General features: G+C 38.7%; 26 protein-coding genes and 1 riboswitch. Of the genes, 10 read left to right on the top strand and 16 right to left on the bottom strand.

Going from position 1 to position 25,168, the window contains the following annotated elements; all coding sequences use genetic code 11:
- Window positions 1–55 precede the first annotated feature (55 nt).
- The gene (locus tag M5F03_RS06515) at window positions 56–361 is read right to left on the bottom strand and encodes a hypothetical protein (RefSeq protein WP_249707566.1); all 306 of its coding nucleotides are present in this window, start codon (window positions 359–361) and stop codon (window positions 56–58) included.
- A 311-nt stretch (window positions 362–672) separates the two neighbouring features.
- On the opposite strand from M5F03_RS06515, the gene prmB reads away from it, so the two are divergent.
- From prmB to M5F03_RS06495, 4 genes are all read left to right on the top strand, one after another.
- Complete coding sequence (prmB, locus tag M5F03_RS06510) at window positions 673–1,683, top strand: 50S ribosomal protein L3 N(5)-glutamine methyltransferase (protein WP_078193871.1); 1,011 nt, start codon at window positions 673–675, stop codon at window positions 1,681–1,683.
- Between the two features lie 13 nt (window positions 1,684–1,696).
- Window positions 1,697–2,791 carry a chorismate synthase gene (aroC, locus tag M5F03_RS06505; protein ID WP_168378684.1) on the top strand — a complete coding sequence of 365 codons (1,095 nt, stop codon included), beginning with the start codon at window positions 1,697–1,699 and terminating at the stop codon, window positions 2,789–2,791.
- Window positions 2,792–3,200: 409 nt separating this feature from the next.
- On the top strand, window positions 3,201–3,431 hold the full coding sequence (locus M5F03_RS06500; RefSeq protein WP_249707564.1) for a hypothetical protein: 231 nt from the start codon (window positions 3,201–3,203) through the stop codon (window positions 3,429–3,431).
- Window positions 3,432–3,434: 3 nt separating this feature from the next.
- Window positions 3,435–3,716: a GNAT family N-acetyltransferase gene (locus M5F03_RS06495; RefSeq protein ID WP_249707562.1), complete on the top strand. Its 282-nt coding sequence runs from the start codon at window positions 3,435–3,437 to the stop codon at window positions 3,714–3,716.
- 104 nt (window positions 3,717–3,820) lie between these two features.
- Here the strand turns inward: M5F03_RS06495 and M5F03_RS06490 are convergent, their stop codons facing one another.
- Window positions 3,821–4,348 (bottom strand): hypothetical protein, encoded by a 528-nt coding sequence (locus tag M5F03_RS06490; RefSeq protein ID WP_249707559.1) that lies wholly within the window; start codon window positions 4,346–4,348, stop codon window positions 3,821–3,823.
- 175 nt (window positions 4,349–4,523) lie between these two features.
- Window positions 4,524–5,297, bottom strand: coding sequence for a hypothetical protein (locus M5F03_RS06485; protein ID WP_249707557.1), 774 nt, complete (start codon window positions 5,295–5,297; stop codon window positions 4,524–4,526).
- Between the two features lie 230 nt (window positions 5,298–5,527).
- A riboswitch (glycine riboswitch) is annotated at window positions 5,528–5,618 on the top strand.
- Between the two features lie 134 nt (window positions 5,619–5,752).
- Here M5F03_RS06485 and M5F03_RS06480 point away from each other — a divergent pair.
- A complete protein-coding gene (locus tag M5F03_RS06480) occupies window positions 5,753–6,994 on the top strand; it encodes a D-amino acid dehydrogenase (protein WP_249707555.1) in 1,242 nt (413 codons plus the stop codon).
- 74 nt (window positions 6,995–7,068) lie between these two features.
- Here the strand turns inward: M5F03_RS06480 and M5F03_RS06475 are convergent, their stop codons facing one another.
- Entirely contained in the window at window positions 7,069–7,719 is a 651-nt protein-coding gene (locus tag M5F03_RS06475) for an A1S_1983 family putative colistin resistance protein (protein ID WP_249707553.1), read from the bottom strand.
- Window positions 7,720–7,819: 100 nt separating this feature from the next.
- Between M5F03_RS06475 and ispF the strand changes: the two genes are divergently transcribed.
- Complete coding sequence (gene ispF / locus M5F03_RS06470; RefSeq protein WP_249707551.1) at window positions 7,820–8,308, top strand: 2-C-methyl-D-erythritol 2,4-cyclodiphosphate synthase; 489 nt, start codon at window positions 7,820–7,822, stop codon at window positions 8,306–8,308.
- Here ispF and M5F03_RS06465 read toward each other — a convergent pair.
- From M5F03_RS06465 to M5F03_RS06455, 3 genes are all read right to left on the bottom strand, one after another.
- Window positions 8,296–8,820 carry a protein tyrosine phosphatase family protein gene (locus M5F03_RS06465; RefSeq protein ID WP_249707542.1) on the bottom strand — a complete coding sequence of 175 codons (525 nt, stop codon included), beginning with the start codon at window positions 8,818–8,820 and terminating at the stop codon, window positions 8,296–8,298. The two genes, ispF and M5F03_RS06465, sit on opposite strands and share 13 nt — an antisense overlap.
- A gap of 57 nt (window positions 8,821–8,877) precedes the next feature.
- On the bottom strand, window positions 8,878–9,969 hold the full coding sequence (locus M5F03_RS06460) for a 3-deoxy-7-phosphoheptulonate synthase (RefSeq protein WP_143221612.1): 1,092 nt from the start codon (window positions 9,967–9,969) through the stop codon (window positions 8,878–8,880).
- A 127-nt stretch (window positions 9,970–10,096) separates the two neighbouring features.
- Window positions 10,097–10,993, bottom strand: a complete 897-nt coding sequence (locus tag M5F03_RS06455) for a sulfite exporter TauE/SafE family protein (protein ID WP_078193863.1) — start codon at window positions 10,991–10,993, stop codon at window positions 10,097–10,099.
- Between the two features lie 753 nt (window positions 10,994–11,746).
- On the opposite strand from M5F03_RS06455, the gene lpxB reads away from it, so the two are divergent.
- On the top strand, window positions 11,747–12,919 hold the full coding sequence (gene lpxB / locus M5F03_RS06450) for a lipid-A-disaccharide synthase (RefSeq protein ID WP_249707540.1): 1,173 nt from the start codon (window positions 11,747–11,749) through the stop codon (window positions 12,917–12,919).
- Between the two features lie 370 nt (window positions 12,920–13,289).
- Here the strand turns inward: lpxB and M5F03_RS06445 are convergent, their stop codons facing one another.
- Window positions 13,290–14,240, bottom strand: coding sequence for an AraC family transcriptional regulator (locus M5F03_RS06445; protein ID WP_249707538.1), 951 nt, complete (start codon window positions 14,238–14,240; stop codon window positions 13,290–13,292).
- 181 nt (window positions 14,241–14,421) lie between these two features.
- Between M5F03_RS06445 and M5F03_RS06440 the strand changes: the two genes are divergently transcribed.
- A complete protein-coding gene (locus tag M5F03_RS06440) occupies window positions 14,422–15,627 on the top strand; it encodes an alkane 1-monooxygenase (protein ID WP_249707536.1) in 1,206 nt (401 codons plus the stop codon).
- A gap of 461 nt (window positions 15,628–16,088) precedes the next feature.
- Here the strand turns inward: M5F03_RS06440 and M5F03_RS06435 are convergent, their stop codons facing one another.
- The 7 genes from M5F03_RS06435 to M5F03_RS06405 form a co-directional block, all read right to left on the bottom strand.
- Window positions 16,089–17,033, bottom strand: coding sequence for a phosphatidate cytidylyltransferase (locus M5F03_RS06435; protein ID WP_078191012.1), 945 nt, complete (start codon window positions 17,031–17,033; stop codon window positions 16,089–16,091).
- Entirely contained in the window at window positions 17,033–17,683 is a 651-nt protein-coding gene (locus M5F03_RS06430) for a lysophospholipid acyltransferase family protein (RefSeq protein WP_180035759.1), read from the bottom strand. The genes M5F03_RS06435 and M5F03_RS06430 overlap by 1 nt, the downstream gene beginning before the upstream one ends.
- Window positions 17,684–17,744: 61 nt before the next feature.
- Complete coding sequence (locus M5F03_RS06425; protein WP_249707534.1) at window positions 17,745–18,173, bottom strand: hypothetical protein; 429 nt, start codon at window positions 18,171–18,173, stop codon at window positions 17,745–17,747.
- Window positions 18,170–19,522, bottom strand: a complete 1,353-nt coding sequence (locus M5F03_RS06420) for a phosphatase PAP2/dual specificity phosphatase family protein (RefSeq protein ID WP_249707532.1) — start codon at window positions 19,520–19,522, stop codon at window positions 18,170–18,172. Before M5F03_RS06420 ends, M5F03_RS06425 begins: the two co-directional genes overlap by 4 nt.
- Window positions 19,523–19,540: 18 nt before the next feature.
- On the bottom strand, window positions 19,541–21,295 hold the full coding sequence (locus M5F03_RS06415; protein WP_249707530.1) for a bifunctional alpha/beta hydrolase/class I SAM-dependent methyltransferase: 1,755 nt from the start codon (window positions 21,293–21,295) through the stop codon (window positions 19,541–19,543).
- 47 nt (window positions 21,296–21,342) lie between these two features.
- Window positions 21,343–21,978 carry a CDP-alcohol phosphatidyltransferase family protein gene (locus tag M5F03_RS06410; protein WP_249707528.1) on the bottom strand — a complete coding sequence of 212 codons (636 nt, stop codon included), beginning with the start codon at window positions 21,976–21,978 and terminating at the stop codon, window positions 21,343–21,345.
- An 81-nt stretch (window positions 21,979–22,059) separates the two neighbouring features.
- Window positions 22,060–22,962, bottom strand: coding sequence for an acyl-CoA thioesterase (locus M5F03_RS06405; protein WP_249707526.1), 903 nt, complete (start codon window positions 22,960–22,962; stop codon window positions 22,060–22,062).
- A 154-nt stretch (window positions 22,963–23,116) separates the two neighbouring features.
- Between M5F03_RS06405 and ybaK the strand changes: the two genes are divergently transcribed.
- Window positions 23,117–23,584 (top strand): Cys-tRNA(Pro) deacylase, encoded by a 468-nt coding sequence (gene ybaK, locus M5F03_RS06400; RefSeq protein ID WP_180023982.1) that lies wholly within the window; start codon window positions 23,117–23,119, stop codon window positions 23,582–23,584.
- A 113-nt stretch (window positions 23,585–23,697) separates the two neighbouring features.
- Here the strand turns inward: ybaK and M5F03_RS06395 are convergent, their stop codons facing one another.
- Window positions 23,698–24,189 (bottom strand): hypothetical protein, encoded by a 492-nt coding sequence (locus tag M5F03_RS06395; RefSeq protein ID WP_180107185.1) that lies wholly within the window; start codon window positions 24,187–24,189, stop codon window positions 23,698–23,700.
- A gap of 356 nt (window positions 24,190–24,545) precedes the next feature.
- Here M5F03_RS06395 and M5F03_RS06390 point away from each other — a divergent pair, with 356 nt between their 5' ends.
- On the top strand, window positions 24,546–24,815 hold the full coding sequence (locus M5F03_RS06390) for a hypothetical protein (protein WP_180023592.1): 270 nt from the start codon (window positions 24,546–24,548) through the stop codon (window positions 24,813–24,815).
- Window positions 24,816–25,168 lie beyond the last annotated feature (353 nt).

Raw genomic sequence — 25,168 nt, 5'->3', positions numbered from 1 at the left:
AAGCATTTGCAAACTTAAGCAAGATGCCGCGTAGACAGGCACATTGGAAATAAAACTATAAACGATATTTGATTTTTACCGTATCATTTTGCATCAATGCAGCTTTATGTTCTTCAATATGTTGATGAATAAGATGTTGGACAGATTCGTCTTTAAATCCGGAAGCATAACCTTTGACAATAATAATGCTCGGTAAGCTAAAAAATAGGGTGCGTGCGTTTTCTAGACTCGCATTTGGGAAAACTTGATGTTCGATCAATAGTTGCTGAAAAAATGCCTTTTCAGTTTGCACATTTAAAGACTGAGTGTCTTCCCAATAGCTCTGACGCATAGCCATGAGGTTATTGTGCTTATAGCTCATTGGAGCTCCGCATTTAAAATTTAACTGTTTGTATGGGGATGATTTTAAGAAATTAAAGCTTAGGATCAAGTACAAATTGCTAAACAATTGAGCTTGAATTGGTTTTTATTCGTAATTTTTATCTATTAGGTTTTATAGTATGCTGAAGAAAAGCCTAAATTACACATTTCATTTCAGCGAATGTATCAGACCTCATATATACGGTTATGAAATGCTTTCAAGCGGTGAATAATGCCGTATTTTTATTATAAATAGCATTAAAACAAGGTATCATAGGGCGTTTAAAAAATTATGAACTGGAGACGCCTTAAGTGGATCGACCGACTATTAGCCCTGAACATTTACAGGAAGCAGCTGAAAACCTATCTACAATTCGTGATTATATCCGCTTTGGGGTAACAGCTTTACGTCAATATGATGCCCACTTAGGACAAGGTACAGAAGACTATTTTGCTGAAAGCTCAGCATTGGTTTTACAAACGTTATCTCTAGATTGGAATGCAGATGCGGAAATCTTAGATGCGAAATTATTGCCAAGTGAAGTTGCAGAATTTTTAGCATTGTTAGAACGTCGTATTAATGAAAAAGTTCCGACGTCTTATTTACTTAACTTGTCGTATTTCTTTGGTAAGCCATTTTATGTCGATGAACGTGTACTAATTCCACGTTCTCCAATTGCAGAGTTAATTGAAAACCGTTTTGCGCCATATTGCTTAGGTGAAAATGGCGAAATGGGTGCTGCGGTTAATAATCTACCTGAAAATGCCAATCCAAAAACTCCTCAGCGCATTTTAGATATGTGCACGGGTTCGGGTTGTATCGCGATTGCCTTAGCTTATGCATTCCCAGACGCTGAAGTTGATGCAACAGATTTGTCTAAAGATGCACTTGAAGTGGCGCAAATTAACTGTGAACACCACAATAAACAATATCAAGTGGCTTTACTTGAGTCTGATTTATTCGCCAAAATTCCAGCAGAGAATCAATATGATTTAATCGTGTCGAATCCACCGTATGTGGATGCTGAAGACATGGCAGATTTACCAGAAGAATTCCACCATGAACCTGAAATGGCGCTTGCTGCGGGTCAAGATGGTTTGGATCTTGTCCGTAAAATGTTGGCACAAGCTGCAGATTACCTGACTGAAGATGGCTTAATTGTGATCGAAGTGGGTAACTCAGAATGGGCAATGCGTCAAAACTTCAATACCGTTGATTTTTATTGGTTACAGTTCCAAAAAGGCGGTACAGGTATCTTTGCATTGACTGCTGCTCAATGCCGCGAATACCGAGATTTATTCATTCAATCTGTTCAAGCATAAGGAGTCGTTTGACATGGCAGGTAATAGTATAGGGCAACTCTTCCGTGTAACGACTTGTGGTGAATCTCATGGCGTTGGTTTGATGGCCATTGTGGATGGGGTTCCACCGGGTATTGAACTGACTGAAGCCGATTTGCAAAAGGATCTGGATCGTCGTAAGCCGGGCACATCTAAGTTTGCGACTCAGCGTAAAGAACCCGATGAAGTTGAAATTATTTCAGGCGTATTTGAAGGCAAAACAACCGGTACATCGATTGGTCTATTGATCCGTAACACAGATCAAAAATCAAAAGATTATGGCAACATCGCGCAAACCTTCCGTCCGGGTCATGCAGACTATACGTATACACATAAGTATGGTTTTCGTGATTACCGTGGTGGTGGCCGTTCGAGTGCTCGTGAAACTGCGATGCGTGTTGCTGCGGGTGCGATTGCTAAAAAATTCTTGTTTGAGAAATTTGGCATCGAAATTCGTGGTCATGTAACCCAAATTGGTACCGAAAAAGCAGAGAAATTGGACTGGAATGAAGTTCCAAATAACCCATTTTTCTGTGGTGATGCTGATGCCGTCCCACGTTTTGAAGCTCTCGTAACGTCACTTCGTGAACAAGGAACGAGCTGTGGCGCCAAACTGGAAATTATTGCGACGCAAGTGCCAGTCGGTTGGGGCGAGCCTGTATTTGATCGTTTAGATGCAGATATTGCACATGCTATGATGTCCATCAACGCTGTAAAAGGTGTTGAAATTGGTGATGGCTTTGGTGTTGCCGAGCAGTTTGGTCATGAAACCCGTGATGAGTTAACTACGGATGGTTTCTTGGCAAACCATGCTGGCGGCATTTTGGGCGGTATTTCGAGTGGTCAAGACATTCGTGTTGCGATCGCCTTGAAACCAACAGCTTCCATTACTACGCCGGGTAAAACCATTACGATTAATCGTGAAGATACTGATGTGTTGACCAAAGGTCGCCATGATCCTTGTGTCGGTGTTCGTGCGACACCAATTGCAGAGGCGATGTTGGCAATTGTGCTCATGGATCACTTCATGCGTAACCGTGCCCAAAATGCGGATGTTGTCGCTCCATTTGCTCCAATTGAACCCAAGTGAGGAAACAAAGTGCTGCTTTGTTCCGAACGCGGTTGGTGAGTAGCGTTAGCGAGTCACAGTGGATAAATAACAAAGTGCTGCTTTGTTCCGAACGCGGTTGGTGAGTAGCGTTAGCGAGTCACAGTGGATAAATAACAAAGCGCTGCTTTGTTCCGAACGCGGTTGGTGAGTAGCGTTAGCGAGTCACAGTGGATAAATAACAAAGCGCTGCTTTGTTTCGAACGCGGTTGATGAGTAGCGTTAGCGAGTCACAGTGGATAAATTACAAAGCACTGCTTTTTGTTCCGATGCGGTTGGTGAATAGCGCTAGCGAGCTACACTGATGAGCAAATTGCATAAAAAAACCAGACAATTGTCTGGTTTTTTTATTTCAGTAAAATAGGCCTATGAAAATAAATAGATAAAAAATATGAATATAAGACATGCTTTACTTGATGATATTCAGCAGCTCGAAAGCTTAATGAATACAGCCTATCGAGAGAATCATCCCAAGAGCTGGACCAGGGAACATCATATTGTTCGAGGAAATCGAATAAATGTGTCTCAACTCAGTCAACTCTTACAAAAAAGGGATTTTCATTTATATGTGATTGAGTCGGTACATGCGCAGATCAAGGGGTGTATTGGTATTCAAATGTAGGGGATGAGCTGTGAAATTGGTCATTTTGCAATTCATCCAAATGAGCAAGCTCAGGGCTTTGGAAAAAAATTATTGCAATTTGCAGAACATCAAGCGATGTTGATTGAACCCAATGTTGAAGAATTTGTCATGTATGTGATTGATCAGCGATTAGAATTAATAAAATATTATCAACGACGTGGCTATAAGCTAACAAATGAAAATCAAGCCTATGCTCTTCATCTAGAGGTAGGTCAACCGATTTGTGAACTTACAATTAAACAATTAATTAAACGAATAAAATAAAGATCATATGATGTATTTGATCAATTTATAAAGCGAGATGAATAAAAAATCCCAAAAGAAAACATACACTAACTTTTGGGATTTTTATTTTAGACTGTTTGAGCTTAAGAATAAGCACGTAAAAATAGTCGGTAGGCATCTGAAGATTTTTGGTTTTTTAACATATAGTGCGCGATTTCACCTTGGTTGGTATTCATAATCACAGCAATATTTTTTGCGTCACGGAATTGTTTAAGCACAGCATCTGGGATCATCACGGAATTGGACGAATCAATCACATTTGAATTATCTAAACAACGATAATTTGTTTGACCAATTGCATGATAAGACAAAACTTTGCCGTCAATCCCAAAAGATATTTCATTCATATCAAGCTGCTGTTGATCATAAGAATGCAGTGAAAGTGCATACTCACCTTTGTTTTTTTGCCAATCAATTGCAAGTTCAGGACATTTTTGCCCAGCTTCACACAGTAATTGACCTCGAGTAATGGTTCGTTGGATCACTTTGCTGTTTTCAACGGTATTCACACCATTTAGATTCAAAGTTCTTGTTTCAGGTTTATTTTTAGGTACGGTAATACAACCCGTGAGTAGTAGGAGTGTAAATCCTAGAACTAAATAAATTTTCATGTGTTTTTCCATGTTAGCGTTATTTTTATAATCAATATTTTATTTTGGCGCATATTCACACAGAAAAACAAAAAAGTAAAATACATCACACTTTTCTAGTTTTGTTCGAGCACTGCTTTGATATAAGTAGTGGATATTCAAATAAATAATATTTTTCAGTGATGTTAAGCGAACTTCATAGAAGATTGGATAATTTAAGCAGGATCTGTGATTTTGCGCTATCAATCTGCTCGGGATTGGTTTGTTGAGATAATTGGTCACGTGGTTTTTCACCTAAAAAATATTTGATCCGTTCAGCATTTGCACCCGATGGATGGGGGAGTCCAGATAGAATCTGTTGATCATTTAAATTGCCTAAGCTGCTTACATAATTTAAAACCTCATCTACACCTTTGCCTAGCGGGATGTAAATTGCGTTAGGAAGCTGTTGAACCATAGGAATAAAATAATCATCAATATGTTGTTTTAATAATTCATTTTTCAACATTGCGGGCGTTGAACCAGCATAATTTTTTCCATTGACCAAAATGCATTGCTGTAAAACCGAGCACATTTGCACCATATCTTGATGATTGCTAAATAGCTCAGCAGTGGTCTGTATGCCTAATTGAATTTGTAATCCAATATGATCTAGCAGTTGAGTTAAATTTTTACGAATAGGGCCGCTAAAAGCACCACTATTTTTTGCAAGTTTAAGAATGTTTTCCTCAGATAATTGCTGCTCTAAGCCGTCCTTTGCTGCGATTAATGAATTACGCCATTGTTGCTGGCCTGGGCAGATGCCGACGATAACCACTTTTGCATCATGATTTATGGCCTCGAATGGTGCATAAAAGCTTTGAATAGTTCCCAGAGTCTTAAGTAGGAGTAAATCACTTTGAGTTAATTCTTCAATAGAATGTGTTTTTATCACAGATGCGTAGCGAGAGAAAAGTGTTGAATCCGACATAAAACTTCAATCTTTCTAGTTATAAATTTCATTTAATATTTTAAACCTTTATTTTAAAGATGAAGTATTTAGGTTTAGAAAAAATGATTTTAAATTTATAGACTAACAACTTAAATCGATATAAAAATAATATTTAACAATATTGACCCAAATAGGACTTGAGATTTGGTACAAATATTGCTCATATCTAACTAAGGCAATATCAATAAGAATGCGAAATAAAAAACGAAAGGATGATTGCAGGAGAGAAGCACAGATTGTGCTCGCCGAAGGAGCAAGTTCCCCCAGGAAACTCTCAGGCAAAAGGACTGTAATCATATAAAAAATCTGGAGAGAAGTAGGCCGGATCTACTCACCGAAGGGGAAGGTTCACATTGCTTCGCAAGGAACCAAAGCTCTCAGGTACCAATGACAGATGGGGCGAGCATAGGAAATATAATTTCCAAGGAGCCTATATGTGTCATATTGTTGTGATTGGTGCAGGTATTACTGGGGTAACGACAGCTTACGAACTCGGATTACTCGGCTATCGTGTCACCGTGGTCGATAAACATCTTTATCCTGCAATGGAAACTTCTTTTGCCAATGGTGGTCAATTATCAGCATGTAATGCTGAAGTCTGGAATCAAAAAGCAACGGTGGTGAAAGGCATCAAATGGATGTCACAAAAAACCGCGCCATTACTATTAAATCCAAGTTTTAATCTTCATAAATATTCATGGCTTTTTGAATTTATGGGGCATATTAAAGATTATCGTGAAAATACTCACGAGACTGTCCGTCTTGCATTGATGGCACGTCAGCGCTTATTTGAAATAGCTGAGCATGAAAACTTACAGTTTGATTTAGAAAAACGCGGCATTTTACATTTCTTTCATAATCAACATGATTATGAGGTAGCGACTCAAGTTAATAATATGCTCTGTGAGGGTGGCTTAGAGCGTCATCCTGTGACATTAGCTGAAATCCGTGATATTGAGCCTAGTCTGACAGGTGAATACTATGGTGGTTTTTATTGTCCGGGGGATGCCACGGGCGACATCCACAAATTTACGACGCAGCTTGCTAAAGCAACAGAACGCTTTGATGTGAAATATATGTGGGGTTTTGAGGTGACTGACTTTGAACATCATGCAAAAGGTGTCAATGTTCAGTTAAAAGCCAGTGATGAAAATATGGAACATCCTGATGCTGATACCATACTTGAAGCAGATGCTGTGGTGGTCTGTGGTGGCGTAGGTAGTTATGAACTTGCACATAAACTCGGTGATCGCGTAAATGTGTATCCAGTCAAAGGATATTCAATCACCATTAATTTAAATGATGAACAAAGTCAGGCCAATGCGCCTTGGGTAAGTCTGTTGGATGAAAGTGCCAAAATTGTGACTTCACGCTTAGGTGCAAATCGACTCCGTGTTGCAGGCACGGCAGAGTTTAATGGCTATAACCGAGACATTCGTGCAGATCGCATTCAGCCCTTAATAGATTGGTCAAATCGTAACTTTAATCTCTCTACAGAACATGTGGTGCCGTGGGCGGGTTTACGACCAATGATGCCCAATATGATGCCAGTAGTGCGTGCAGGTAAGCGAGATCATATTTTCTATAATACAGGGCATGGTCACCTTGGATGGACTTTATCTGCGGCAACTGCTGCAATGATTAGCCAGCAAGTGCAGCAAACACATCCGATTTAACTGACATATTTTAGACATCAAAAAAGCCTCAATGTTGAGGCTTTTTGATGTTTCTAAGTCATTCGAATTTGATCCTAATCATATAAACGATAAATCCCTGCAAAACGTTCACAGCCTTTTTGTTCGGTTTTTACTGAGAGTAAGGCTTTACTGTAATTGAACTGATATTTGCAGTCGTGTTCATTATCGGTGATTTGATTTTTTTGTTCGGGTGTTGTGTAAGCTAAAAATGGAATGGTTTGTGTTTCAACTCGATTGTTCGGATTACGATAGGCAATGCCTTCTATTTTGATGCTGTCTTTGCCCAGTTGATGTACCTTTAAATGTACAGGTGATGTCGCAAAATGGCCATTTTCAAATTTAAGATAATGCTGCGTTAAACTTTGGTTCATTGAGGTATAAATATTCAAATCTTCATGGCGAAGCTCAAATTGTTGTTTAAAACACTCCAAGTTTTTGCATTGCTGAACACGACTATACCATAATTTTTGAGTATCTATCAGTAAGCGTATTGGGGCATCGGTAATTAACTGCGCTGTTAAAAAAAGCCCATCTAACTTTTCACGCTGTTCTTCAAAACCGTCAGAACAGTAATTTTTTTTTGCCTGAGTATTGGCCTGATCACAGTTTATCTTTTCTGCATGCGTAAACATCGCTAGGCCAGAACCTATAAGCAGAACCAGTCCGAATTTTTTGATGATATTTATTTCAGTTTTCAACAGCATGATCGCTTATACTTTCACTATGTTGCGCTTGCCCACACTATAGCGAAATAGAAAGCGTGAATACAAGATTTCAATCATTATTTTCTCAAGGAACTCAAGCATGATAGCTCAAATTCGTATCGGTCAGGGCATGGACGTACATGCATTTGAAGAAGGTGACTTTGTAACGCTTGCTGGTGTTCAAATTTCACATACACATGGACTCAAAGCACATTCTGATGGTGATGTGGTACTGCACGCGCTTTGTGATGCATTATTAGGTGCTTTGGCACTTGGAGATATTGGTCAGCATTTTCCAGATACAGATCCAAAATTTAAAGGTGCCGATAGTCGAGTACTTTTAAAACACGTCTACCAAATGATTTTAGATCGTGGATATGTACTTAATAATGCTGATATTACCGTGGCTTGTGAGCGCCCTAAACTAGCAAAACATAATTTAGAAATGCGTCAAAGTATCGCAGATGTTATGGATGTTGAAGTTACACAAATTAGCATCAAAGCGACCACCACCGAAAAATTAGGGTTTACTGGTCGTCAAGAAGGTATTCTTTCTACTGCAACAGTACTGATTTCTCACGCAAAATGATCTGGATGGATCAGCGCATGTTGTAAATCTTGAGTTGCTTTACGGCCTTGAAGTTGTAAGGCAACCGCATGGATTAAACCTGTCCATGTTTCATTGGGTTCCCAAATTTGATGCATCAAATCTTGAGCCTTTGGCATATCAACATCCATATAGTATTGACGATATAAATACATCAAACTGCTGACACGGAAGTTTTTTGCACAGTGCAGCCAAACCGTTTGACCTTGAATCAAATGGTCAATCATATCGAGTACTAAAAGGCATTGATCATCTGAAGGGGTATCCCAAGAGATTGGAACTTGGATGTAGTTCAGGCCTAGATCTAGGCAAATGCGGTCTTCATGCTCAATATGATTGGATGCATCGGTCAGTGCTAAATTAATAACCGTTGAAACACCATATTCTTTAATCGTTTGAAGCTCAGAAGGAGATGGTTGTCCTGACGTTAATAAGTGTTCATGTATATATTGGAAGTTTTCAATATGACTTAACGCATTTTCGATTTCATTCATCTGACAAATAATCCTTCAAAGTAAAACGCCATCTCGAAGATGGCGTTTTTCATTCACTTAGCGTGTCGGTAACACGTCTTTAAGTGCTTCATGCATCTCTAACAAGACTTTTTCAGTCGTATCCCAATCGATACAGCCATCAGTCACTGATTTACCATATTCGAGGTCACAGAGGTTGGCAGGAATATCCTGACGACCACCTTTTAAATGACTTTCTACCATAATACCCACGATTGACTTGTTTCCGTCAAGGATTTGTTCAGTAATATTTTTGAGAACAAGGGGTTGTAGGTACGGGTCTTTGTTTGAGTTTGCATGACTGGTATCAATCATGATTTTGCCACTAACTTTTGCTTTGGCTAATGCCGCTTCGGCATCTGCAACTGAACCTGCGTCGTAGTTTGGTTTACCGTTACCGCCACGGAGTACAACGTGTGCATAAGGGTTACCACTGGTACGAATAACAGAAACTTGACCTTGGTCGCTTAAGCCCAAGAAGCTATGACCATGTTTAACAGATTGCATGGCATTGGTCGCAACGGTTAAACCGCCATCTGTACCATTTTTAAAGCCCACAGGTGAAGACAGGCCAGAAGACATTTCACGATGTGTTTGGCTTTCAGTGGTACGCGCACCAATCGCTGACCAAGAGATAAGATCTTGGTAGTACTGTGGTGAGTTTGGATCGAGTGCTTCAGTTGCACAAGGCAAACCTTTCTCATTCAATTCAAGTAAAAGTTTACGACCAATACGTAAGCCTTTTTCGATGTTGAAAGAATCGTTCATGTCAGGGTCATTAATTAGACCTTTCCAACCCACAGTGGTACGTGGTTTTTCAAAATACACACGCATCACGACATAAATCGTATCTTGGATTTTGTCACTTAAAACTTTTAAACGGTCAGCATAATCATGTGCAGCGACTGTGTCGTGAATTGAACATGGACCAATGACAACAAAAAGACGTTTGTCATTTCCATCTAAAATATTACGTACAGTTTCACGGCCCTTAAGGACTGTTTGATAGGCAGTTTCAGTCAGAGGTAGCTCTTTTTTTAGTTCTGCAGGAGTAACAAGAGGCTGAATGCTTTTTACATTCACGTCATCAATGTCGTTTTGGGTAATAGAATTTGACTGTAAAGTATTCATTGCCGTCACTGGTTTGATTATACAAAAGGTTGTTTCGTGAGCCGAATATAACATGAATATAGCATTCAAATGTTATAAAAAAGATCAATAAGTCTCTGAAAAAAAAGTGATGAATCGGGCAGTTAATTTAAACCTGCTGACTATTCACCGTCGGTGCGATCAACATTGCAGTTGTTGGTTTTTCGACAGGTTTTGATTTTACTGGATTAATGATGAAATTCATGCCTAAAACAAACAAGGTAATGCCTAAGACTTTACGAATGACTTTTTCAGGTAAACGGGAGCTGATTAAAGTTCCGACTACAATTGCGGGAATAGAACCCACCAATAACCAACCCAATAAATGAAAATCAACATTGCCTGAGCTCATATGACCCAAGCCAGCAACCAGTGTAAGCAGCACGGCATGTACGACGTCTGAACCAATAATTCGAATCATTGGTAAATTAGGGAACATGAGTACCAATGCCATAATACCGAAAGCACCTGCACCAACAGACGATAGGGTAACGAATACGCCTAAAATAATGCCCATGATGATGATATATGCACGCTTATTTTTAGCTTGGAAATTGATACGTTCAAGATCCGCACTCATATCATCCAACTGATCAGTTTTTCGAAATTTATTAAAGAATTTTTCGATATGACCACGGAAAATAATTGAGATCCCTGTAATCGTCAGCATAAAACCCAAAAACATGGTTAACACGGTTTTGTAATGTGTCGATTGGCTGAGATAGTTTTCCAGTACCCAATGGGTCGCAAATGACGCAGGGATACTGCCGACTGCAAGCCAAATGACAATGGTCCAAACGATATTCATTTTACGGGCATGGACTAAAGAACCACAAAATTTTGAAATTGCGGCATACAGTAGATCTGTACCGATCGCAATGTGGGGTTCAATTTTATACAGGCTGATCAGGATCGGGGTCATCAATGAACCACCACCAACACCGGTAATACCTACGCAGAAACCTACAATTACACCTGCCAGAATGAACTCTAAAGGACCGACCATCGCTGAATGCCAAATATCGAAAAACGTGCATATCTTATGACTAATTAATATAAGTCGTTGTCTCGATTAGTGATTTACTTGTGAAAAAAATAGATAAAGAATAATTTAATTTGGAAATTAATAAATTTTATATAAGCTAAGTTATTGATTTCGGCTTTCTCAACTGGTTGATAGTTCAAATGGAGATTATGCTGCAGTGAAATCATGTATTTAGAATATAAGGTGATGACTATCTGAAATGCATATCTAATACCAAAAAACGCACCGTAGGTTTATTTTCCTAGTCTTTAATTAGTTATTTATCGATATATGCGACTGTGAACTTAAAGTCCATTCCTGCAAAATTTATACTCCTTAAAAAGATAAGGTTTCGCCATTATTCGAATATGAGTAGAAGGACACTAACTAGACATTTTAAACATGCGTCAGAACGACCTATTGTCACTTGGTCAAATAATTAAAGACTGCGATGTGGGGCTGAATTGCTCGAATTGACAGATTATTCAGTTGATAAACTTGCGGAAAGCACGGGTTTTAAAACCGCAGTACTATTTCGTAAATTGTTTAAGAGTAAATACGGTAGAAATCAGAACCATTGGTATAAAAAATTTTAGTTAGTAGCTAAGCACAGTGAGAAATATTTCTAAAATGGTGAATTAGAGCTGTGCAGCTTTTTTCAGGAAATCTATTAACTTTGTGAAGGACTCGTATAGAATCTATAGCTAAAGAAAATTGAGTTAAAAGGACAGACTTTTGCAAAATCGGAAACTTAAAATTGGCATCGTGGTTGGGGAAGTATCCGGGGATACATTAGGCGCCAAGCTTATCCGTAGTTTTCGAGAGCAAGGGATCGATGCGGAATTTGAAGGCATCGGTGGTCCGCAAATGATTGCAGAAGGCTTTAACAGCTATTATCCGATGGATATTTTATCGGTGATGGGGATCGTTGAAGTCTTAAAAGATATTAAAAAACTCTTTGCTGTACGTGATGGTCTGGTTGAAAAATGGACTAAAAACCCTGTCGATGTTTTTGTAGGGATAGATGCACCGGATTTTAATTTGCGTTTATCTAAGAGCATGAAGCAAAAACAGCTACCAATTAAAACAGTGCAATATGTCAGCCCTTCAGTGTGGGCATGGCGACAAGGCCGTGTGCATGGCATCAAGGCGAGTATCGATTTAGTCCTTTGTTTATTTCCTTTCGAAAAAGCATTTTTTCAAAAATGGCAAGTTCCGGCTGCATTTGTCGGACACCCATTGGCAAGTCAGTTGCCTTTAGATAATCCACTCGTTGCGGCTAAACACGAGTTAGGCTTAGATGAGCATCAAAAACACATTGCATTACTTCCGGGCAGCCGTCGCGGTGAAATTGAGCGTTTGGGGCCTTTGGTACTGTCCGCCGCACAGATTTTGACGGAGCAGCATCCAGACTATGTGTTCCTGATTCCTGCAATTAATGATGCACGTAAACAGCAAATCGAATTGTTGCTCAAGCAGTACCCTGAAGCATTACAAGCCAAAGTTCGCTTGATGGAAAACACCGATACCGAATCTAAAATTGGCCGTCAGGTGATGAACGCATCGAATATTGTCGCTTTGGCTTCGGGTACAGCGACTTTAGAAGCGATGCTTTTACACCGTCCAATGGTGACTTTTTATAAGTTAAATTGGCTGACCTACCATGTGGTGAAATTGCTGATCAAAATTCCGTATTATTCATTGCCAAATATTATTGCGGGCAAAAAGGTGATTCAGGAACTTATTCAACATGATGCAACACCTGAAAAATTAGCAGCAGAAATTGAAAGCTTGATGGATGTTGAAAAATCGCAAATTCAAGTGATGCAGCACATCACCATGCATAAACAACTGCTTTCAGGCAACAGTGAAAACCCTGTGGAAGCGATTTTAAAGCTTTTAAATTAAATAACTGATGTTACGCAGTAACATCAGGAGCGTAATTTAATTTAAATAAAAGTATGATACACGGTAACGTCATCCGCAACTGTTCGACGCAGGACTACTTCTAATCAAAAAAGTTTTTGCGATACTTTGAGTAATTTGACGCTATTGAACGAGTTTTGTCGGTGAGGTGCATTGCACCGTAAGATGGTTTCCTTGCGAAGCTTCGCTTCTCATTTTGCCGAATGAGAAACAACGTTTCGTAAGAGTACCTCCAGCCGAAGGCTAATCCCTTTATTCAATCCCTAGATGTAAGACTCCGTCGAATAAAATTAAAAATCATTTTAAAAATGCAAAATTACTTTTATGTGCGTAACGTCAGTTAAATAAACCTCTAAGGTGACTCAGTTTTTGCGAGTTGATGCTGCTGTCGATACTGGCTCGGTGTTAGATCATAAAACTTTTTAAAAGTTTGGCTAAATGCTGTTTCAGATGAGTAACCGATACGATGGGCAATTTGCTGAATAGTCAGTTGCCCCATTTGTAAGTGCTGTGTCGCCAGTCGCAAACGATGTTGCTGCAAATAGGCGAGTGGAGATTCACCGAGCATTTGAGTGAATAAACTGGCAAATTTAGAACGTGACATGCAACATTGTTCTGCCAAGCTTTCGACGGTCCAAGCATGCTGTGGTTGTTCATGAATCGCGGCCAAAGCGTTGGATAATTCAGGATGACTCAAGGCATGCAACCAACTGCTTGAATCTGACAAGGCTGCAATATAATCACGCACACATTCGATAAATAAAATACTCACCAAATGATCCAAAATTTTGTCGCGGCCTGGACGGATCTGATGCGCTTCAACGGCCAGAAAATGTAAGCCAATTTGCAACCATTCCGGTGCGGTACTGCTCATAATGTGTGGTGTATGTAACAGCGTGGGGAGGGCATTCACTAAAGGCTTTGCCATAATGCTGTCGACATGTCCACGGATCGCTAGTACAAATAATTCTTCTGCTTCGTGAGATTCGGCAGAATTTAATTCAATGGTTTTATTTCGTTGCTCTTGAAACAGTGGTGTGATGTTTATTGATTCGACCAAGATATCAGACTGTATTGATTTGCAGTGGTGGTTTTGCCCTGACGGAATAAGGCAAAGATCGCCAGCTTCGAGTAAGACCTGCTCTTGATCTATATGTACAACACACTGACCTTGAATCACTACATACGCAACCATGGCATTGTGATCTTGAAAATGAAAAGCCCAAGGATGCTGTGATTTCAAATAAATATATTCAGATCGATGGAGATGAATATCATCAAAAATTTTACTTAAAGCATCCATATTTCAAATATTTACTCATATTAATTTTCTATTTATAGATGGTCACTATGTGTTTAAAGGTCAACATTTATCCTTAAATGCCAAAGACGATCACATAGTTTTTTTGGACGCTTAAAACTGTTATGGCTGCCCATATTTTACGAATATAAACACAGAAGAAGTAAATAGGGAAGTCTAGCGCATGAATGCACCAGTAAAATTAAATGAACAGCAGCTCGCTCAGTTAGAAAGCAAAATCGGTAGTGTTATAGATAAAAAACGTTATGGTTGGCTATTGAGTCCAGGTTTACCAGTCATTGGTATGGGGATCTTGGCGGGTTATCATTTTGGTCCAAAACCGACAAAAAAACTATTTGCCATGGGCGGGCCGCTTCTACTGCATGTCATTATTCCTGCACTGGATGCACTGATCGGTGATGATGCCAATAACCCGACAGATGATGACATTAAAGTTTTAGTGAATGATCCTTATTATGATCGTATCGTCAAATTATTTATCCCACTGCAAATGGCAGCGAATGCTTTTGCTGGCTATGTGGTTACCCGTAAAGATGTTTCAATATTAGATCAAGTTCTACTTGGGATTTCGATGGGTGCCATCAATGGTGTTGGCGTAAATACAGCTCATGAACTCTGCCATCGACCACATAAAAAAGACCATTATTGGGCACATGCGACTCTCGCACCATTAGGTTATAGCCATTTCCGCATTGAACATCCTTATGGGCACCATAAACGTGCGGCAACGCCTGAAGATCCTGCATCTTCAAAAATGGGCGAAACTTTTTATGAGTTTTGGCCACGCACTGTATTTGGTGGAATTAAATCGGCGGTGCAGATTGAGAAACAACGTTTAAAACGTAAAGGTTTAAGTTTCTTTTCGAAGGAAAATGAACTGTTTCATGGTTGGGCGATGAGTGCAGGTTTTCATGCCTCGATGCTGAAAATGTTTGGTAAAGGTGTGACACCGTATTTAGTTACACAGGCCTTTTATGGAATCAGCCTTTTTGAAATTATTAATTATATTGAACATTATGGCCTGAAGCGTGAGCAAAAACCGGATGGAAGTTATGCGCGAACCATGCCTGAACATAGTTGGAATAACAATAATATTGTGACCAATCTATTTTTGTATCAATTACAACGACATTCAGATCATCATGCTTATCCGACTCGTCCATTTCAGGCATTAAGACATTTTGATGAAGCGCCAGAGTTGCCTAGCGGCTATGCCACTATGCTAATTCCTGCTTTAGTACCCTCTATTTGGTTTAAGATGATGGATAAACGTGTCTATGATCACTATCAAGGTGATTTAACTAAAGCCCATATTCATCCTAAACGTCGTGCAAGTATTTTTAAAAAGTTTGCGGTCTCAGACGTTTAAATCGAATACCTGATGAGAAGAATCCCAAGCTTGTTTGCTTGGGATTTTTTTATTGTGCGTATTTTTAACCGATGCTACGTAGTAACATCAGAAGCGCACGTTGATTCAAATAAAAGAACGATACACGGTAACGTTATCCGCAATTGTTTGAGACAAGACTTATTGTAATCAAAAATGTTTCTGCGATTCTTTGAATAATTTGACGCTAGTGAACGAGTTTTGTCGGTGAGGTGCATTGCACCGCAAGATGGTTTCCTTGCGAAGCTTCGCTTCTCATTTTGCCGAATAAGAAACAACGCTTCGTAAGAGTATCTCCAGCCGAAGGCTAATACCTTTATTCAATCTTTAGATGTAAGACACCGTCGCATAAACTTAAAAATTATTTTTAAAATGTGAAATTAATTCTACATACGTAACATCAATTAAAATCCCAAATTTTCTATTTGAAACTTAGTCACTTTTTAAGACCACCAATAGCGCAAAATGTGGAAAAAAATCGGTGCAGAAAAGCAGATTGAATCAATTCGGTCGAGCATGCCACCATGGCCTTGGATGAGCTGTCCCCAATCTTTTACACCACGATCGCGTTTAATGGCTGACATGACAAGACCACCAAAGAAGCCAAATATGCAAACAATAAATCCAATACATGCAGCCTGTAGATAGCTGAAGGGTGTAAGCCATGACATGGCAACACCTAGAGCAGTAGCTAAAGCAATGCCTCCGATTAACCCCTCAACAGTCTTAGATGGTGAAAGTATCGGTGCGACTTTGTGCTTTCCAAATAGCTTGCCACAGACATATTGCAAGACATCGGAGGCTTGTACCACCATGATCAGCCAGATTGCTAGCCAAATTTTTTCACCCTCAAATCCGGGAAGTTTGAGGTTTAATAGCGCAGGCACATGCGAAATACAGAATACGCTGATCATCAGCCCCCATTGAATTTTTGAACTGCGTTCTAAAAATCGCGTGGTATCTTCGGCTTTGAGTGTAGCGATTGGGATAAGAAGAAATACATACAGCGGAATAAAAATAGAATATAGCCCGTACCAGTCGATATACACCAAGTAATACTGGTAAGGGATGACAAAATAAAAAGCGATCAGCAACGGAAGATAATCACCGCGACGGGTTGGGAGTAAACTGATAAATTCACGTAAAGCAAAGAGTGAAATCAACGCAAACAGGATCACAAAGGCAATTTTGCCTAATGAAATTGCTACACCAAGTACCAACAACATGACCCACCATGCATTGATCCGCGCATTTAAATTGTCGATGACCGGTGCTGGTGCATAACCCGCTTTAAATTTTAGTATTGAGCCAATGGTTGAGGCAATAATCAAAATAACTGCAAAGATACCAAACAATACATAGGTCATTTGCGCATTGGTGAATTCCATTATTGATACTCCAATGCTTTTAATTTGAGTAATTCTTCCTGAGCGTAGTTTAAAAACTCAGTTTTACTGTGTTCATTATGGGCTTCTAAAGGTTTGCCAAAAATAACGGTAGATAATAATGGCAATGGTATAAGCGCGCCTTTAGGCATGACACGTTTTAAATTAGAGATCCACACTGGTACGATTTCAACATCAGGAAATTGATTTTTGAGATGGAATAAACCGCTTTTAAACTCTAATAATTCAACGTCATCATTTAAATTTCGAGTACCTTCAGGAAAGAAAATAATCGAGTCACCTTGTGCTAATACGGTTTTGATCGGTTCTAATGGATCTTGATTTTGCTCACGATTTCGTTGAATAGTGACGCCAGTAAACGTGTCTTGAATGAGAAAACGTCGAAAGCCATCTTTTAGCCAATAATCTGATGCTGCTACAGGACGGGTCCTCCGTCTGAGATCTGTCGGCAGTGATGACCAAAGTAAAATAAAGTCGATATGGCTATTATGATTTGCATAATAAATACGCTGTTTCATAACCGGTTTGCACCCGACCCATAGACTCCGCGCACCCGTGAGCAGCCGCGCACCACGACGAGTGAGAAAGGCAATATAGCGAGCAATTGAACGGCTTAAAAAATTACCTTTCATTGGTGAGTGAGCATTCCCTAAAGTGTCTAATGGATTTGGCATAGATTCAAATTATTGTGAATTATTTATACAGTAAAAATATGCAGATGAATGCGATGTATTGCAAGCAAAGGACTACGATTTGCCATTTAAATAAAGCCAGACAACCTAACTCACGTAGTTCCCATGCGCGGCCACATTTATTTGCAGGCATTAATTTTAGGTTAATTAAACTTAAGTCCAGCTCCTTGGTGGTTTGTTCAAGGTTTTGAGTTTGGCTGTATTCAGCGACAGTGGCTAAAAGTGCCGAATCAAATTTGATTCTCAGGCTTAAATAATGTTGTATTCCGAGCAAAACTAGACAAATTAATATATATAGCAAATCGAATAGCATCACATTGCCAAACTGGATGATGAGCGAGAGTGTGAGAATCGCTGCCACATAAGCTGAGATGAGCAACCCTGTGGTAGATTGCAACAACTTTGATAGCACCACAAGTTGTAAATTCATGGTGCAAGTCCTTTAAGTTTCAAACGATAAGTATTTAAATGTTTTATTTGAGGTGCTTTTAGCACGACCCAAGGACGGTTATGGCGAATAATCCGTAAAACATCTTCGACTGAATATTCAGGATGTTGTTTCAATAATAATGCGGCAACTACAGCACTACTTCGTGAATATCCCAAAGCACAGAAGACCAAGATGTTTTGTGCTTCATCATTGTTATTAGATTTCAAGAATAGTTCTAAAGACTCTACAGCATGATGTAGCTGATTGGCCTGTAAAGGAATTAGGTCTAAACTCAAGTTTTGGGCATAAGAGCACTTTGGATAAGTGGGCAATTCTGCGCAACAATCGAGTAAAGCATCATATTGTTGCATGACCTGTTTGGACGGATAGCGACCTAAATAAATATAACTCTGATTGATTTTGATGATTTTAGAATCTTCAGGATGGCGATAGGTCCAGATTCGGCTATTGATCCAAGCAAATATAAGGTAGGGTGCGAACAGCATTTTTGCAGCAATAGTCATATCACCATGACTGAGTTTTTGAAAAAAATGGGGTCGATTGAATAAATATGCAAACGAAACTAAAAGTAGACTGCTCGCAGGATAGAGTAGCCAAAGCCACCAACCTTTTGCATGTGCGATTGCGCTACAAAATAAAGCAGCAAACAGATAAAGGATCCCGATTTTAATGTGCTTTAAGCTTAGCCGACTTTGTTTATTTTGAACCCATGGCGCAGAGCCAGCCATCGGGAATAGCCATAAACATAAGGCACCGACTAATAAACCTGTTGGGATATCTATAAAATGGTGCTGCCAAGTGGTTAGAACTGAGAGACCAATCAAAAAGGACCAACCATCTACCAGATATTTTAGCTTACCTGTGCTATGCCGACGGAAAGAATCCCAAAGTATCACCAGTAGCACAATGTGCAGGGAAGGTGCTTGATTAAACGGTTTATCAAAGCCCATCAAGACATCAAACCATAGGCCGAAAAAACCTGTGAGTTCGGGGCGTTCAAAGCTAAAACGTAGCGGGAAAATTAAAAAGCAGCTAATTGAAAGGATTTGTGCCGAAAATAGTCGCAGGACATGTTGTTTTAATTCAAACTTATTCCAACAAAGTAATAAAGACAATCCATAGAACAGATCAATCGACCAATAAGGCACAATACTCCATGGCCAAAGTGGAATATATTTTTCCCATTCAAAGACGATAACAGGTACAGACGCTAAACCCGCAGCGTATTGATTGGCAAAACCATAACTTAAGAAGAAAAAAGGTGCCAGAAATGCCAAACACAGTAGGCCGTATTTCCAAGTTCCTGTTTCTGGATCCAGTTTATGCATAAGATTGACCGTCCAAGCTTAAATTTTTTGTGCAACGGAAACGGTGAAAATACCAAACTCATCAATAACTTGATCGATTTTCTTGAATCCTGCTTGCTCAACCAAGGCATCCATCTCGGCTTGTGAGCGTAAACGCATGACCCACGCATCTCCTTGGCGATGTGAGGTCAGGGCACGGGCGATAAACTCTTGTTGCGGATGCCAAATTTGACCCGTGTAGATGAGATAACCATCTTTCTCAATGGCCTGACTCAAGCCTGATAAGGACTGTCTAAGTAAATCATTATCACTAAATAATTCGTATAAACCTGAGACCACGGCTAGAGTAGGTTTAGGTTCAACACTGGCTAGTGATGTGGTATCAAATGCATCCGCTTCTACAAATTTGGCAATCTGGCTTAAACCTCTTTGCTCAATCATTACTTGACCCGCTTGTACATTGATCGAGCTATAGTCTCTAAGCAGGATGGATTCAGGCTGCTCAGGCAGTTTTTGTACAGCATCTAAAATATATCGGCCATGGCCCGCTGCAATATCCATAATCCGTACCGCTTGTTGGGCATCATGTAACTTAGAAGCATATTTCGTTAATAGCGCTTCAATATTTTGTTTTCTAACGCGAATACCACGCCAACCGATCGCATTTAAATACTGTCGATCGATGATTTTACCCAGTGCATTTTGGCTTTCTGATTGATCACGATAGACAAAATCTAAGGTGCTGCCAGAGTCATATCCTGTCTCTTCACCAATTTTTAAGCCCTTGGAAAAGAGACTACCAATTTTAAGATTTTGTTTGGTTAAGCTCCAAAATGCATGTTTTAAAGAGTGTTTTGGAAGCGTTGAACTTAAGGTTTCTGCTACAGCACAGCTTGGGCCAATTTTATCGGCATCTAAAAGTTTAGGTGCTGAATACGGTTGTTTAAAACATTGTTGAATAAAGCGATGGATTTTATCTGTGGCGATTTTGCGATGTTTTTCACCCAAAGTATCATGATAAAAACCATCTAAGACGTGAAATTCCTTCATTGGATGAGGGAGTTTTTGATAAAACGACAATTGCGGTTTTTGATGCACCACGAAGTCAGATCCTGAACATAAAATCTGTGTAGGAACAAAAATATTTTGTGCATCTTTAACGAGTCGATCTGAAGCTGCGTATAGCCCCAGCAGCATTCGGACTGAAATGGCCCGAGCGATTTTTGGGTCAGTATCATAACTTTGCGCACGTGCAGTATCGTGTGTCAACATTTTGGCTTTGACATAACTATTAATAAAAAAGTTGCCAGCGAATTTATTTATGAGTGTTAAGCCGGGTTTTGCAAAAGGCACATAGAGTTTGATGTCAAATGCAGGCGAGGCAAGGCATAAAGCACGGATTTTAGGGGCATAATCATGCACCCATGTCGCGGCTAAAACAGCACCAACGCTTTGAGCTACAATTGCTATATTTTCTGATCGAATTTGGTAAGTTTGTTCAATATGCTGAATAAAATATTGAATGTCCTGAACGCATGCAGAAAAGCTAGGTGCATCACCACGTTCACCTGGGGTATTGCCGTGACCTCGCGAATCCCAAGCGAAAAAATCAAAATCAGGCAAATTCAATTCATTGACCAAATGCGCCATTCGTCCCGAATGTTCATGGCCACGATGAAATAAGATCACCGCTTTTTTCTTACGGTTGCTTTTTAAACTGCTATTTTCCCAATGTTGATAAAACAAGGATGTTCCATCATGGCTCGTAAAGGTATGCTGAGTATTGTTATACATTGTGTTGTTCTCAAAATAATAAATCGACTGACGATCTAAACTGAAATTTATTGTGGGTTGATAATGCTATTTTTAATGCGGTTATAAATCGTGATAAATAATAAAAAGATGATAATAATCAAAATACTATTGCAAATAAGAGACAATGTATTTAAACCGAAGTTAAATATAGAAGAAGTCACGATCACGATACAGATGATACTAAATACAAAAGCACGGTCACTTTTTCCCATTGGACCATCGTAGCGACGTTCTTGACCCACTAATAGCGCCATCACACCTGTATATTCAGCAAGTATGGCGAGAAAACAGGTCAAAATTAGCAGTTCGGCTTGAATAAAAGCAAAACAAATTAAACTAAAATAGAGTGATGAGTCAGAAATCACATCACATAATTCATTATAAAAAGCACCGAGTTTGGATTGTTGGTTGAACTCACGTGCCAGCATGCCATCTATGGCATTGAAGCCCATTCGAATAAGCATCCACACGGGGAAAATCAACAGTAAAATGCCAATACCGTTGTGAGAGAAATAGATATAAATAAAAAATGCCACAGCTAGCGAAATGAACATTGCTAGTAGTGTTACTTGATTTGCTGTAATACCAAGATGATGAAGTGATTTAACCAAAGGTCGAAGCAGGTTTTGAAATGCAGGTTTAAGTTGGTAGATCGAAGGCATATTATTGTTATAGCGGTATGATTTGCATGAATTTTATACGCTTGATGCTTCACTTAACAAGAATTTGAATGTTAAAGATTGTCACAAGGCTGACGATTCGCCTGTATAACGCATTAAATTTTCTTGTGTAGTACTTGCGACTAATTTTCCATCTTGCCACATTTGCCCATGACTAAGCCCACGTGATTGCGAGGTTCGGGTAGTATTCATGTCATAGAATACCCAATTATCTACCCTAAAGGTATGATGAAAATACATCGAATGATCAAGGCTGGTTGCGATGAGTTCAGGAGACAGATAATTTAAACCATGTGTTTTGAGCGCCGCAGAATATAAATTATAGTCTGAATAGTATGCTGCAATGGCTTGATGTATATGAAGTTGGTCAAATTGGGCATCTAAGGCATCATGGAGTTTTAAATATTCTGCATATTGATTTTGATTTAAGACAGAAGCTTGACCGGACGGTGGCAAATCTGTCAGCACGTATTCAATTGGTTTAGATATGAGCTGAAAAGGCTGTAAAAATGTGGATAGATATTCAGGTGAAATAGATGATTGGATTTGCGCTTTATAGAATTGCTCTTCTTTAAGCATACTTGGTGGAAACTGTTGGATCAGATCTGGTTCAGGTATTTGATACTCCATACCTGTTTCGTTTTTCATATAGGACAACATCACCATATATATTGGTTTGCCATGCTGTATGGCGGTCACTTGTCGTGTAGAAAAACTATGGCTATCACGTAAATTTTCGACTTTAAATAATACGGGATGATTTGCAAGACCCGCAGAAATAAAGTTGGCATGTAAAGAGTGGAGTGGGAGTGTGCAGGTAAAGGATGCACTGACTATGCTCTGAGCAAGTAATTGTCCACCAAAAATATGGTCACCAAACAGAGGTTTACTTTGTGCTAAAAAGTAGCCCTGATCTTTGGGTACTACAGATAATAATTGGATGAGGTCTTGAGTCAGCGTTGTCATATTTTTTTAAAATTTTTGCTTTGTTTAAATGTATTCAACTCAAACTTATTGCACAAGTCATGTTCATGAAAAATATAAAAGTCTTCGCCGGTCTTTCGAGAATAGGCTTATAATTAAGTTTTCCTAGTTGTCCGAATGGAATGACGATAAAGCAATGACACCTGCATGTAAACTCTTAAAATCTAATAAAATCGACTTTACAATTCATGAATATGATCATGACCCAGAAGCAAAAAGTTTTGGTTTAGAAGCTGCGGAAAAACTTGGTTTAACGGTCGAAGAAGTGTTTAAAACATTAATGGTTACGGACGATAAAAATTACTTTGTTGCCGTATTGCCAGTTGAATATCAGCTAAATTTGAAAAAAGTGGCCACAGCATTTGGCTGTAAAAAACTCAAAATGGCTGACCCAAAAGATGCAGAGCGTTTAACCGGTTATTTGGTTGGTGGTATTAGTCCAGTTGGACAGAAAAAACGCTTAAAAACTGTGATCGATGCTTCTGCGCAGCACTTAGCTAAAATCTATGTGAGTGGTGGTAAGCGTGGTTTGGATATTGGTTTAAAACCCGAAGATTTAGCAAAAGTCTTGGGTGCAAATTTTGCTGATGTGATTGATGTTTAAGTGCGGTTTTTCACTACTTAAATTTAAGTGAATTTAGAGGGAATACCTTCCACTTCACAATCTATAAAATAACAGAAGCCGCATTGAGCGGCTTTGTGGTTCGATGTCGCATCTTAATTGGGGATATTTGAAGGAGAAATCACACATGAATATTCGAACTCTCCGGGTTTAGTCTCTTTAAGTAAGTTTTCCCAAGAACTATTCTTTGTTTTAATCCAACTATAAATATCTTCATAAAATTCAGGATTGAGATTAGCTTTTTGAATATATGATTTATTTAGAAGAAATTTTGTCATCAAACACATTGAATTCAGCTCAATTGGATTTCTATTTTTTTCTAAACTAAAATTATTTTTGGCTTCAACTTCGTATTTTCTCAACATAGTTGCTTTGAGTAGTGTTGATTTAAATAATTCCATAGTTAAATCATTAGGAGGTGTTTGATTCGCTAAGGCAAAGAGATTTCCATCAATTCTCAACATAGACGGGAAAAAATTTGCCTGTACATCTAATTCTTGTTGAGGAGACGGTGAAGATTTACATCCTGTTGTTAAAATACTGCTAAAAATGAGAAAACTTATAAACTTTAAAATTTTGTTATGCATCTAGGTGAATTCCTTGTTCAGCTAAAACTTTTAACATTTTAATCTTGGTTAATACGTATTTTGCGCATATTAATACTGATCAATTCACTCCAACTGATTATTTTTAATTTGGAAGTACTAGCTAAGACTACACTTTTGTTGTTACAGATTTAGCTTTTAATAACGAAAATGTATGTAGTCGCAGAAGTAGAATTTAGTAAAACTTCATGTTTAGAGGTTGATTCATTAATAGCACTTAAAGGTGTTTAATTATAAAAATACTTATAAAAAATAGGTATTTAAAATCCGAACAAAACAGTTGTATTTTAATTTAAAAGCTGTAATTTGAAAGAGCGATCTAATAAAGAGACAACAAAATGCCTTATTCAAATACTAAAGCGATTATTGAGCAAATCTATAATTTTGTATTAGAAAAACATGGTTTAGCTTCTAAAAGTCGATTTATGCAGTTATCGATCTTCTTTAGAGAATTGCATGAAGGGGATGAGTCAAAATTTACCGCAGATAGGTCTTTTTATTACAAAGGAATCTTTAATAACAGAGAAAAAAGTATATTTGCGAATGCTGCGCCAGACTTTTTTGATAAGCACAAATTTTTGGATTGGGTTGTTAAATCAATTGATTGATTTCAACCAAATCATTGGAGTACATAATTCATGCTGTATAACCAGTCTGAATAGAAGATATAGATCAGAAATCAGTAGGTGTTTGTTATGAAATACATGCTAATTGGCAATAAGGATGTATGGCCAGTATGGTGTTAGTAAAGTCTTCAATGATTAAAATTTAACTGCACATTTCGTTCCTTGATTTAAATAAAAGCTTGGTTAAAAGCAGAATATAAAAACCCATGTAAAAGACATGGGTTTTTAGTTTAAGTTGCACAATGTGATAATTCGGCTAAAAAATAAGCAATATGATTTATTTGTTCAATGCTAAATGAGAAAATTATCATTTAGTTCCATTTCAGAAAATTGTA

It is taken from the genome of Acinetobacter amyesii (assembly GCF_023499985.1).
GTDB classification, from domain to species: Bacteria; Pseudomonadota; Gammaproteobacteria; order Pseudomonadales; family Moraxellaceae; genus Acinetobacter; species Acinetobacter amyesii.
This window is presented reverse-complemented; position numbering and strand designations above follow the sequence as displayed.

What these genes read in the sequence shown, in the direction of transcription:
- M5F03_RS06515 (WP_249707566.1), bottom strand. Translation starts at nt 361, where the DNA reads ATGAGCTATAAGCACAATAACCTCATGGCTATGCGTCAGAGCTATTGG.
- aroC (WP_168378684.1), top strand. Translation starts at nt 1,697, where the DNA reads ATGGCAGGTAATAGTATAGGGCAACTCTTCCGTGTAACGACTTGTGGT.
- M5F03_RS06500 (WP_249707564.1), top strand. Translation starts at nt 3,201, where the DNA reads ATGAATATAAGACATGCTTTACTTGATGATATTCAGCAGCTCGAAAGC.
- M5F03_RS06495 (WP_249707562.1), top strand. Translation starts at nt 3,435, where the DNA reads ATGAGCTGTGAAATTGGTCATTTTGCAATTCATCCAAATGAGCAAGCT.
- M5F03_RS06490 (WP_249707559.1), bottom strand. Translation starts at nt 4,348, where the DNA reads ATGAAAATTTATTTAGTTCTAGGATTTACACTCCTACTACTCACGGGT.
- M5F03_RS06485 (WP_249707557.1), bottom strand. Translation starts at nt 5,297, where the DNA reads ATGTCGGATTCAACACTTTTCTCTCGCTACGCATCTGTGATAAAAACA.
- M5F03_RS06480 (WP_249707555.1), top strand. Translation starts at nt 5,753, where the DNA reads ATGTGTCATATTGTTGTGATTGGTGCAGGTATTACTGGGGTAACGACA.
- M5F03_RS06475 (WP_249707553.1), bottom strand. Translation starts at nt 7,719, where the DNA reads ATGCTGTTGAAAACTGAAATAAATATCATCAAAAAATTCGGACTGGTT.
- ispF (WP_249707551.1), top strand. Translation starts at nt 7,820, where the DNA reads ATGATAGCTCAAATTCGTATCGGTCAGGGCATGGACGTACATGCATTT.
- M5F03_RS06465 (WP_249707542.1), bottom strand. Translation starts at nt 8,820, where the DNA reads ATGAATGAAATCGAAAATGCGTTAAGTCATATTGAAAACTTCCAATAT.
- M5F03_RS06460 (WP_143221612.1), bottom strand. Translation starts at nt 9,969, where the DNA reads ATGAATACTTTACAGTCAAATTCTATTACCCAAAACGACATTGATGAC.
- M5F03_RS06455 (WP_078193863.1), bottom strand. Translation starts at nt 10,993, where the DNA reads ATGGTCGGTCCTTTAGAGTTCATTCTGGCAGGTGTAATTGTAGGTTTC.
- M5F03_RS06445 (WP_249707538.1), bottom strand. Translation starts at nt 14,240, where the DNA reads ATGGATGCTTTAAGTAAAATTTTTGATGATATTCATCTCCATCGATCT.
- M5F03_RS06440 (WP_249707536.1), top strand. Translation starts at nt 14,422, where the DNA reads ATGAATGCACCAGTAAAATTAAATGAACAGCAGCTCGCTCAGTTAGAA.
- M5F03_RS06435 (WP_078191012.1), bottom strand. Translation starts at nt 17,033, where the DNA reads ATGGAATTCACCAATGCGCAAATGACCTATGTATTGTTTGGTATCTTT.
- M5F03_RS06430 (WP_180035759.1), bottom strand. Translation starts at nt 17,683, where the DNA reads ATGAAAGGTAATTTTTTAAGCCGTTCAATTGCTCGCTATATTGCCTTT.
- M5F03_RS06425 (WP_249707534.1), bottom strand. Translation starts at nt 18,173, where the DNA reads ATGAATTTACAACTTGTGGTGCTATCAAAGTTGTTGCAATCTACCACA.
- M5F03_RS06420 (WP_249707532.1), bottom strand. Translation starts at nt 19,522, where the DNA reads ATGCATAAACTGGATCCAGAAACAGGAACTTGGAAATACGGCCTACTG.
- M5F03_RS06415 (WP_249707530.1), bottom strand. Translation starts at nt 21,295, where the DNA reads ATGTATAACAATACTCAGCATACCTTTACGAGCCATGATGGAACATCC.
- M5F03_RS06410 (WP_249707528.1), bottom strand. Translation starts at nt 21,978, where the DNA reads ATGCCTTCGATCTACCAACTTAAACCTGCATTTCAAAACCTGCTTCGA.
- M5F03_RS06405 (WP_249707526.1), bottom strand. Translation starts at nt 22,962, where the DNA reads ATGACAACGCTGACTCAAGACCTCATCCAATTATTATCTGTAGTACCC.
- ybaK (WP_180023982.1), top strand. Translation starts at nt 23,117, where the DNA reads ATGACACCTGCATGTAAACTCTTAAAATCTAATAAAATCGACTTTACA.
- M5F03_RS06395 (WP_180107185.1), bottom strand. Translation starts at nt 24,189, where the DNA reads ATGCATAACAAAATTTTAAAGTTTATAAGTTTTCTCATTTTTAGCAGT.
- M5F03_RS06390 (WP_180023592.1), top strand. Translation starts at nt 24,546, where the DNA reads ATGCCTTATTCAAATACTAAAGCGATTATTGAGCAAATCTATAATTTT.